The organism is Listeria valentina, from assembly GCF_011800755.1.
GTDB lineage: Bacteria > Bacillota > Bacilli > Lactobacillales > Listeriaceae > Listeria > Listeria valentina.
The window spans coordinates 110,642-119,967 of sequence record NZ_JAATJW010000001.1 but is presented as its reverse complement, the minus strand read 5'-3'; the positions used below and the strand labels follow the sequence as shown (position 1 = coordinate 119,967).

The 9,326-nt window shown below is 38.9% G+C and carries 8 protein-coding genes and 1 pseudogene; all 9 read left to right on the top strand.

The annotated features are described in order from the left end of the window. Positions 1-363: 363 nt before the first annotated feature. Positions 364-1,299, top strand: coding sequence for an N-acetylmuramoyl-L-alanine amidase (locus tag HCK02_RS00595; RefSeq protein WP_167628088.1), 936 nt, complete (start codon positions 364-366; stop codon positions 1,297-1,299). A gap of 335 nt (positions 1,300-1,634) precedes the next feature. After that, on the top strand, positions 1,635-3,446 hold the full coding sequence (locus tag HCK02_RS14030) for a glycohydrolase toxin TNT-related protein (RefSeq protein ID WP_246215499.1): 1,812 nt from the start codon (positions 1,635-1,637) through the stop codon (positions 3,444-3,446). A gap of 1 nt (position 3,447) precedes the next feature. After that, positions 3,448-3,783: an Imm59 family immunity protein gene (locus HCK02_RS00580; protein ID WP_167628086.1), complete on the top strand. Its 336-nt coding sequence runs from the start codon at positions 3,448-3,450 to the stop codon at positions 3,781-3,783. Positions 3,784-3,837: 54 nt separating this feature from the next. After that, positions 3,838-3,942 (top strand): annotated as a pseudogene (locus HCK02_RS14070) (helix-turn-helix domain-containing protein); the annotation flags it as partial. Positions 3,943-4,214: 272 nt separating this feature from the next. After that, positions 4,215-5,150: a tetratricopeptide repeat protein gene (locus HCK02_RS00570; protein ID WP_167628084.1), complete on the top strand. Its 936-nt coding sequence runs from the start codon at positions 4,215-4,217 to the stop codon at positions 5,148-5,150. A gap of 114 nt (positions 5,151-5,264) precedes the next feature. Continuing rightward, a complete protein-coding gene (gene tig / locus HCK02_RS00565) occupies positions 5,265-6,548 on the top strand; it encodes a trigger factor (protein WP_167628082.1) in 1,284 nt (427 codons plus the stop codon). 162 nt (positions 6,549-6,710) lie between these two features. Further along, complete coding sequence (gene clpX / locus HCK02_RS00560) at positions 6,711-7,970, top strand: ATP-dependent protease ATP-binding subunit ClpX (RefSeq protein ID WP_167628080.1); 1,260 nt, start codon at positions 6,711-6,713, stop codon at positions 7,968-7,970. A gap of 115 nt (positions 7,971-8,085) precedes the next feature. Further along, on the top strand, positions 8,086-8,643 hold the full coding sequence (sipX, locus tag HCK02_RS00555; protein WP_167628078.1) for a type I signal peptidase SipX: 558 nt from the start codon (positions 8,086-8,088) through the stop codon (positions 8,641-8,643). 106 nt (positions 8,644-8,749) lie between these two features. Next, a complete protein-coding gene (sipY, locus tag HCK02_RS00550) occupies positions 8,750-9,301 on the top strand; it encodes a type I signal peptidase SipY (protein ID WP_167628076.1) in 552 nt (183 codons plus the stop codon). The last annotated feature ends 25 nt before the right edge of the window (positions 9,302-9,326 follow it).

The window sequence follows — 9,326 nt, the reverse complement described above, 5'->3', positions numbered from 1 at the left end:
TATTTGGAAATTGCTTCGATACTGTGGGATTTCCCAGAAGCTCATTGTGTAACCACAACCTCGCCTAAAAGAATACAAGGATTGCCTTTTGGAAGCTGCCTTCTGGTTCTACTAGCCAGAAGCCCAAAATACAATCGAAACAGCTAGTGTGTTGGCAGGGATAACAATGGCTCGGGCAACAGACTTTTAGTCGTAGATTATCTACAGGAGGGAACAGCAAATTCCCGATGGATCCTTTCCATACATCCATTGTATCTGAGAAATTCAACAATATCGAAACTTATTCCGTAAGGAAAAGAAATGAAACATTTAGGGAAGATCATTTATCTTTCTAAAATATATTTTACGAGGAGAGGACAAATAATGGCGTATCAAATTGAAAAGAAACTAATCAGCGGACTTCCGAAAACAAAACTAAAAGCGAAAAACTTTATCGTGGCACATGAAACTTCTAATCCCAATTCAACGATTGATAACGAAGTGGCTTATATGTCTCGAAACTGGCAAAACGCATTTGTAACTCATTTTGTCGGTGGTGGCGGACGCGTAGTTCAGATTGCACCTACTGGCTATGCGAGCTGGGGATGTGGTTCGAAAGGAAATGCCTACGCCTATGCTCAAGTGGAACTCTGTCGTGCAAAAGATAAGGCGACTTTCCAAAAAGACTATGCAGCTTATTGCCAATTACTGGTTAATTTGGCTAAAGAAGCGGGTATTCCCATCACATTGGATAGCGGAAGTGGTGTAGGAAATCGAGGGATTAAATCGCATGACTGGATACGGGCAAAGCTCGGAGGAACTACGCATACAGATCCCTATGGTTATTTGAAACAATGGGGCATCACGAAAGCTCAGTTTGAAAAAGACTTAGTGGCGGCATCGAAAGGTTCAACGGTGAACCCAAACGCAATTCGTGCAACGGTTCAAGATGTAGCGCCTTTCATGCCTAAGCCACAATTTAAAAGTCAAACACCTATCAGACTATGGAAGACAGGGACTAGAATTAAAGTGTACAAGTACAACAGTTACTGGTATCGAGCTTATGTAGATGGAAAAGAAGGGTTTATCTATCACAGCTTTTTGAAAAATCTAAGCAAACCTGATAGCGCAGGGCGTATTTCTGCAACAGTCAATGCGTTCGCTATTTTCTGGGATAATAAAAATTTGCGTGGTGGGCAGATTTTGACATATAAGCCGGGCACAAAATTAAAACATTACCCCGAAAGAATAGGGCTTAAATCTGCCTATTTCACGAAACAAAAGAAAGTATTTTATACACCAAACTATTGGTTGAAATAGCAAAAGCCATTCCTTATAATAAATATGTGCATGAGCACCCCCTTATGCACGGGTGATTGCATTGCCAACTCCCTTACTATGCATGACCTCGTCCTTTTGGGCGGGGTTCGTTTTTAGAAAAAACATGCTGTTAATTGTCTTTCGCTCTGTTTGATAGTGAAACACGTAAGCGACCGCATGAGAAACGGTCGTAAACGCATCTGTGCCTCGTCCTTTTTTGGGCGGGGTTCTTTTTTTATGTATAATCGTTAGAAAAGTTCACAAAATGTCTACATCTTCTTTTTCTCTCTTATGCTAAACTGGAAGAAAACTAAATAGGCAGGTGAATATGATTGGTGAAAGATGTTCATTATCAGGAAGATGATTTTGAAAAAGCAGAAAAAAGCATCGGAAACCTCATTGGAAAAGGTGTTTGGGGAAAGGGTGCCATAGACAGCCTAAAAGATGTTTCTAAGAACTTAGAAGAAGTGGAGAAGGATATAGCGAGGTTAGATGCAGATGGCGCGATCTCTTTTTCTCACACCGATAACAAGCACAAACTCCAAGAACTCTATGAAGATTTTGAGGTCTTACATGACTTTGCGGGAGAAGCAGGGGAACTTGTGGAGGACAAGATTGACCAACCTTTTTACGAGGCATTAGATGAATTTGTGGAAGGGATGCGGGACTTAGACGCTTCGAAGTTTACAACGAAAAATCGAATAGGTGCGACTAAAACCGTCACAACGTATGCGAATAGTTACACACAAGAACAAATTGAGGTGCCGAAAAAAGAAGTTAGTTTGGACGATTTGTTCAGCGGTGATAATTATTATGCCGATCAAATGAAACTCCAGTACAAGGAATGGAAAAGGCAGAATAAAGATCAAGATGTGAGCCAAAAAGAATTTAGAAGTGCCATGTTGAACTCACGAGCCTTTGAGTATACTTCTATCAAAGACGAACAGCAGAAAAAAGAGTTTTGGGTGAATGTTGTGGCAACGGTGGCGATTGTTGGCGTGAGTATTTTCTGTCCACCAGCAGGACTTGCGTTGGGTTTGGCTTATGGTGGTTTAGAAATGAGTGCGGCAGTGAGTGGGAAAGATTGGTTAACGGGTCGCGAACTGGATACATCAGAAAGAGCGATGCGTGGAGCCTTTTCACTGTTGGATATTGTACCAGGCATGAAAGCTTTCTCAGGAGGCACGCAAGCCATTCGATCAGGCACTAAGCTTGCCAGTTTAAGCGATAATCTTCTGCACGGTGTGAAGAGCATTCCATCGAAAGCGGATGACTTCCTCAAGCTAGGGCAAAAAAGTGCCTTAACACGGATTAATAGCTTAAAAACGACTGTAAAAGAAGGGATACATACAGGCGTTGAAAAGGCTACGAGAGGACTAGATGAAGTCGGGCGAGTAGCGGATAATTTTAAGAACAACCTGAATTTGAACTCAAGACGTCAACTCGCCGCCGATGGATTTGGCGCACTTCCACCAAGCGGAACATCTCGAGTAAGCAATGCCACAGAGAAAATGAAAGAGGTTCTACAAAAGTATGATCTGAATTTGAATGGCGGAGGACGTCAAACAAATGATATAATTAAAGAAACAAGCAAGGTATTTGAGCCTGAAAAAGTAACATTGAAAAATGGTGAGACAGCTTATAAATCATCGAAAGGCGAGCTTGTAAGGTCTCCCGATTATCTAGATGAAGCTGGAGAAATAAAGTGGCCAGATGCAGATGGCTTTGTTTGTGATAGTGCAGGAAACCCGATTACAGTTGACGCAAATCTAAAAGCTGGACAGGTTGTTGATAGGTTTGGAAACTCTGCTGGTAGGTTTACGAGTCCTGTCGAAAATGGGAAGATACTTGATTATGACACAAGGGGTCTTCCTTATCCTGAAAGCGCAAAGGCATATCATCAATATACGATAGTGGATGATATTACGGAAACAAATATAAAAAATGCCTATAATAATGCTACTCCAGCAGTAAAGAAACAATTAGATAGAATAATGGGGAAATTTGGTCTTGACTTTAAAGATCTGGCGAGTATTCAAAAAGGACAGGTTGCAGAAGTCTTTGGCGCTGGAGGAGGACAACAAATTAAATTTATTACTGATGTGAAATATTATGAGATGCTCGGACTAGTAAAGGAGGTTAACTAGAATGACTAATCAACAGTTAAAAGATTTTAAAAAAGAAATCGAGCAAGAAATAAATAAAAAAAATTATCAAACGTTGCGTTATGTACTATTTGATGAAGATAGTAAAGTTCCATTTGCTGTACACCTATATGTAAAAGACGATAAATTCATGGTAAATTCTCGCGATGATAGAAGTTATGTCATCGGAAAGACTTTTGAATTTACAACATTTGAAGAGGCGAAAAAGAAGTTTTTCCATATATTAAAATTAACAGTTGAAATAAATAAAGAAGATGCAAAATTAGGGTATGGTACTGAATATTCTTCACCTTTATGGGATAAAGAAAAAGCAAAATAAACTAAAGCCCTGACAAAAGTTAGGGCTTTTTTCTGTGCCTTTGTAACCTAAAGGAGCGGCTATGCGAATGTGGAAAAAGGAAGTGTAAGGCTTTCTTATCAAAACGCGGTTATCTTGAGTGAAATTCTAAATTGTGATTTAAGTGACTTTTGTGATTAAGAAGAAGAACACGGTACAATGTGCCGTGTTTTTTTGTTGGGATAAAGCCGTTTTACGCTTCATTCTCTCGAAATGTTACAAAAAATAGACATTTTGTGATTCCTCTCTACTTATCCATGCTTCTATGATAGAATGGGGTAGCTCACTTGCTTGCTAGAGATGAATGAAAGAAAGATTGTGCAGTTGTGAACTTGACAAGCTGGCGCGGTAAATATAGAATGAAGCAAATTAGTGGAGTGAGTAATTTTTTTGAATAGGGGCGGGTTTAAACGATGACCGAGCAGGGGAAACACTTTCCTACCAACATTTTAAATTGGCTGGAAGGAAAACATCAAATTTTAAATCAAATAGAACAAGCGGGGGTGCTTTCTTTTTTAGAAAAGCAGTATGAGCTGGATCCTTGTGATGCACTTATTGCTAAAGGACTTGTTCGTCTATATACGGAAATGGGCGAATATGAGCTAGCCAAACACACAGGTCGATCTTTCTTAACAATGAATGGTTATAATAAGGAGATTCTGACTGAACTTGCGCTTGCTTATATGAATACAGATGAAATGGATACTTATTTTTCACTCGTGCGGTATTTTACAGAAGAAGAAACACAAGAAGAAGTTGATTCGAGCAAATCCGATCATAACATAATTCCATTCCCTAAAAAGTTAGTGACTAGATCGCAAAAAGAGAACTGGACAAATTTACCAGTAGCTGAACAGCTTGAGTTCTTGCAAAAAATTAGGTTTGAATCGATCGAACCTTTTTTGGACAGCTTTCATGCAGTTTTGGCAGATAAATCAGCTTCGCCGTTTGTTCAGTCCATCATATTTGAATTATTGCAAGAACATGAAGTAAACCAACCTTTTAAAGTATGTAAACTAGGGATGGAGGAGGAGTTTAACCCTGTTGATGTTTCCTTCTTAGGAGAAGATGCGTTTGTCAATGTGATTTTGGATTTGTTGAAGGAACGCCTCGAGAATGAAAATCCAACGCTCCTCGATCAACTTCTCCAAACTGTTCAACATCATGCGTTCATGTTATATCCTTTTACGTTTAAGCCAGGGGAAGCGAGTCTTTGGAAAGATGCCTATTTACTTTTTGCAAGCGACCTTTATGGGGCTTTTTTGGAGATCGAACCAACGGCAGAACTTGAAAAGGCTCTTTCATTTATTCAGAATTTAGAGGAACATCAACAAAATTATTTGCTCTAAATCGGCTTTCCTGTTTTCATCATGTGGGTTTTATGTTAAAATATACGGGTATGGCTGAAACTTGTCATGAACTTATTTACATTTAATTAAATAGATGATGGAGGGAATAGAACCATGTCAGTAAAATGGGAAAAAAAAGAAGGCAACGTAGGAACCCTTTCTTTTGAAATTAATCAAGAAGAAATTAAAACAGGTCTTGACCGAGCTTTCCAAAAAGTTCGTAAAACTTTAAATGTACCTGGATTCCGTAAAGGAAAAGTGCCACGTCAAATTTTTAATCAACGTTTTGGAGAAGAAGCGCTTTATCAAGATGCACTCGATATCATTCTTCCAGAAGTTTACACACGGGCTATAGAAGAAGCAGGAATCGATCCAGTTGATACACCACAAGTAAATGTGGAATCAATGGAAAAAGGTGAAAACTGGAAGCTAACAGCTGAAGTAACTGTAAAACCTGAGGTGAAACTTGGCGATTACAAAGGACTAGAAGTTGCGAAACAAGATGCTGAGCTTAAAGACGAAGAAGTAGAAGAAGAACTTAAAAATCTAACTGAGCGTCAAGCTGATCTTGTTGTAAAAGAAGACGAACCAGCTGCAAATGGCGATACTGTAGTGATTGATTTTGAAGGATTTAAAGACGGGGAACCATTTGAAGGCGGACAAGCTGACAACTATTCTCTTGAACTTGGATCTGGTCAATTCATTCCTGGCTTTGAAGAACAATTAGTTGGCACAAAAGCTGGTGAAGAAAAAGAAGTAGCGATCACTTTCCCTGAAGAATATCATGCGGAAGATCTAGCTGGACAACCAGCCACTTTCAAAGTGAAAGTTCATGAAATCAAAACAAAAGAAGTTCCTGAACTAGATGATGAGCTTGCAAAAGACATCGATTCCGAAGTGGAAACAGTGGCAGAACTTAAAGAAAAAACAACAAAACGTCTAAAAGAAGCAAAAGAAGATACTGCTAGTCAAGCAAAACAAGATGAAGTGATTGAAAAAGCGGTGGCAAATGCAGAAGTGGATATTCCACATGCAATGATCCATCATGAAGCAGATCATTTGATGAGCCATTTTGCTCAAGACTTGCAAGCTCAAGGTTTGACACCAGAACTTTACTATCAATTTACTGGACAAACTGAAGAAAAAATGCACGAACAAATGGAAAAAGACGCTGAAAAACGCGTGAAAATGAATTTAGTTCTTGAAGCGATTGCTGATGCTGAAAACATCGAACCGGCAGAAGCTGAAATCGATGAAGAAGTAAGCTCGCTTGCAGAAAAATACGGAATGGAAAAAGAAGCAGTTCGTCAAGCACTTGGTGATTTGAGTGAACTTAAAGCAGATCTTAAAATCCGTAAAGCGATTGATCTTTTAGTAGACAGTGCTGTCGAAAAATAAAAGGACACATCGGTTTTTGTAACAGAAGGACACGAGAATGCTCTCATGTCCTTTCTTTTTTATAAATCAGATGAGTAGTATTTTTTGAGTGGTGGTGCTATGATTAGTATCACAAGGAATTGAAAAACCTCGATTCCATTGATATGAAGGGGTGAAATGAATTTGTTCAAATTTAATGATGAAAAAGGTCAACTTAAGTGCTCCTTTTGTGGAAAAACTCAAGACCAAGTTAGAAAACTTGTTGCTGGCCCAGGCGTATATATTTGTGATGAATGCATCGAACTTTGCAACGAGATCATTGAAGAAGAACTGAACGTATCGGAAGCGGTTGATTTTGGCGAGGTTCCAAAACCACATGAAATCCGTTCGATTTTAAGTGATTATGTCATTGGTCAGGAGCGTGCGAAAAAGGCGCTTTCTGTTGCTGTATATAACCATTATAAACGTATTAATTCCAATGAATCGGCAGAAGATGATGTAGAACTTTCAAAGAGTAACATTTGTATTATCGGTCCAACAGGAAGCGGGAAGACACTTCTTGCACAAACTCTTGCACGCATTTTAAATGTTCCGTTTGCAATTGCTGATGCCACTTCACTTACCGAAGCTGGATATGTTGGAGAAGATGTTGAAAATATCTTGCTTAAGTTGATTCAAGCGGCGGATTTTGATGTAGAAAAAGCTGAAAAAGGCATTATTTACATTGATGAAATTGATAAGGTTGCCCGCAAGTCTGAAAATCCTTCGATTACTCGAGATGTTTCAGGGGAAGGGGTTCAACAAGCCTTGCTTAAAATTCTAGAAGGTACTGTTGCAAGTGTTCCTCCGCAAGGGGGCAGAAAGCATCCGCATCAAGAATTTATTCAAATTGATACAAGCAACATTTTATTTATCGTCGGCGGTGCTTTTGACGGGATCGAACAAATCGTCAAAAACCGTATGGGAGAGAAGGTAATCGGATTCGGCACTGAAAACGAAGTGCTTGATGAAGATGAAACTTATTTGTCTAAAGTGGTACCGGAAGATTTGCTTAAATTCGGTTTGATTCCTGAATTTATCGGACGTTTGCCGGTTATTGCAACACTTGAACAACTTGACGAAGAAACACTAGTTTCTATCCTGACACAACCTAAAAATGCGCTTGTTAAGCAATATCAAAAAATGTTAGAACTTGATGATGTAGAACTTGAATTTACGGACGGAGCACTTCTTGAAATTGCGAAAGAAGCGATCCACCGGAAGACAGGTGCGCGTGGTCTTCGTTCGATCATTGAACGCATTATGCTTGATGTGATGTTTGAAATTCCATCTCGAGATGATATCGCTAAGTGTATCATTACGAAAGAAGCCGTTACGGGAGAAGAATATCCACAGATGCAGTTAGACGACGGCTCTGTAATCCCGACGAAAACTTCAGCATGAGGAAAAGCCAGCATCTTTTTAAGGTGTTGGCTTTTTTAGCTTCCAAAGCATTTCTTGGACACACTGATTTTTCATGCTATACTTTAATAAATTCATTTAGAGAGGAATTGAAGGGATGAAAAAAGAACAAGGAAAAGGTACTTTTTTTTCGTCTATCTTCGGTTGGCTGAAAGTCATTCTGATCGCTTTAGTTGTGGCTTTTGCGATTCGTTATTTTTTGATTTCACCGGTAACGGTTTACGGGGATTCAATGGATCCAACGCTTCATGATGGTGAGCACTTATTTATCAATAAACTTTCAACGCCGAAAAGGTTTGACATTATTGTATTCCCTGCACCTGATGAAAAAGGAGCAGAGTATATTAAACGAGTGATTGGACTTCCTGGAGATACAGTGAAGTATAAAAAAGATACGCTATATATTAATGGCAAGAAGTATGATGAACCGTATTTAGATGGTGAAAAAGAAAAAATTGCAAATGGCTATTTAACAAATAATTTTAAACTTGAAGATTTGCCTGCAGTTAAAAATGCGAAAGTCGTACCGAAAAATCACTTATTTGTTTTAGGCGATAATCGGCGAATTAGTAAAGACAGCCGCTATATCGGATTTATTAGTGAAGATGATGTGATTGGCAAAGTCATTTCATTTGGAAGCTCACTGAAAAGGTGAGGGTTAGAATATAGACTTGTTTTCTTTACAATCAAAATAATTAATGGGATTATGAGAAAAAATATCTGACTAGAAGCAGGCTTATTCGAGAGGAAGTAGAAATTTTATGACAGAAGAAGTAAAGAAAAAATCCGTTTGGCGACAAATACTGAGCTGGATCCTTGTCATTTTGGTAGCAGTTGGGATTGCAATGCTCGTACGTACTTTTGTATTTGCTCCAGTAAAAGTTGATGGCATGTCAATGTATCCTACTTATGAAGATGGCAATCGGATTTTTATTGAAAAAATAACCAAACCAGATCGGTTTGATAAAATTGTTTTTGATGCTCCGGTATCGACAGGCGACGAAGGGAAATATTTCATCAAACGTGTAATCGGAGTTCCAGGTGATAAAATTGAATTTAAGAACGGCGAACTTTATGTGAATGGTAAAAAGCATAATGAGTCTTACTTGGCGGATGGTATGAAGACTTACCGGGAACCGGGAGATGGTGATGGAGACTTTACCCTGAAAGACATCACGGGTTCCAAAACTGTCCCTGATGGCAAGCTTTTCGTACTTGGAGATAATCGCGAAGGAAGCATGGACAGTCGAATATTTGGTTTTATTAATGCATCCGCTGTGGATGGCGTTGTCATGAACTTTGGTAAGAAATAAAATGAAAAGTAAAATCCGTGAAGCT

Bases quoted from the DNA above. Each gene is read 5' to 3' on its own strand.
- sipX (WP_167628078.1), top strand. From the start codon at position 8,086: ATGAAAAAAGAACAAGGAAAAGGTACTTTTTTTTCGTCTATCTTCGGT.
- HCK02_RS00580 (WP_167628086.1), top strand. From the start codon at position 3,448: ATGACTAATCAACAGTTAAAAGATTTTAAAAAAGAAATCGAGCAAGAA.
- sipY (WP_167628076.1), top strand. From the start codon at position 8,750: ATGACAGAAGAAGTAAAGAAAAAATCCGTTTGGCGACAAATACTGAGC.
- tig (WP_167628082.1), top strand. From the start codon at position 5,265: ATGTCAGTAAAATGGGAAAAAAAAGAAGGCAACGTAGGAACCCTTTCT.
- HCK02_RS00595 (WP_167628088.1), top strand. From the start codon at position 364: ATGGCGTATCAAATTGAAAAGAAACTAATCAGCGGACTTCCGAAAACA.
- HCK02_RS00570 (WP_167628084.1), top strand. From the start codon at position 4,215: ATGACCGAGCAGGGGAAACACTTTCCTACCAACATTTTAAATTGGCTG.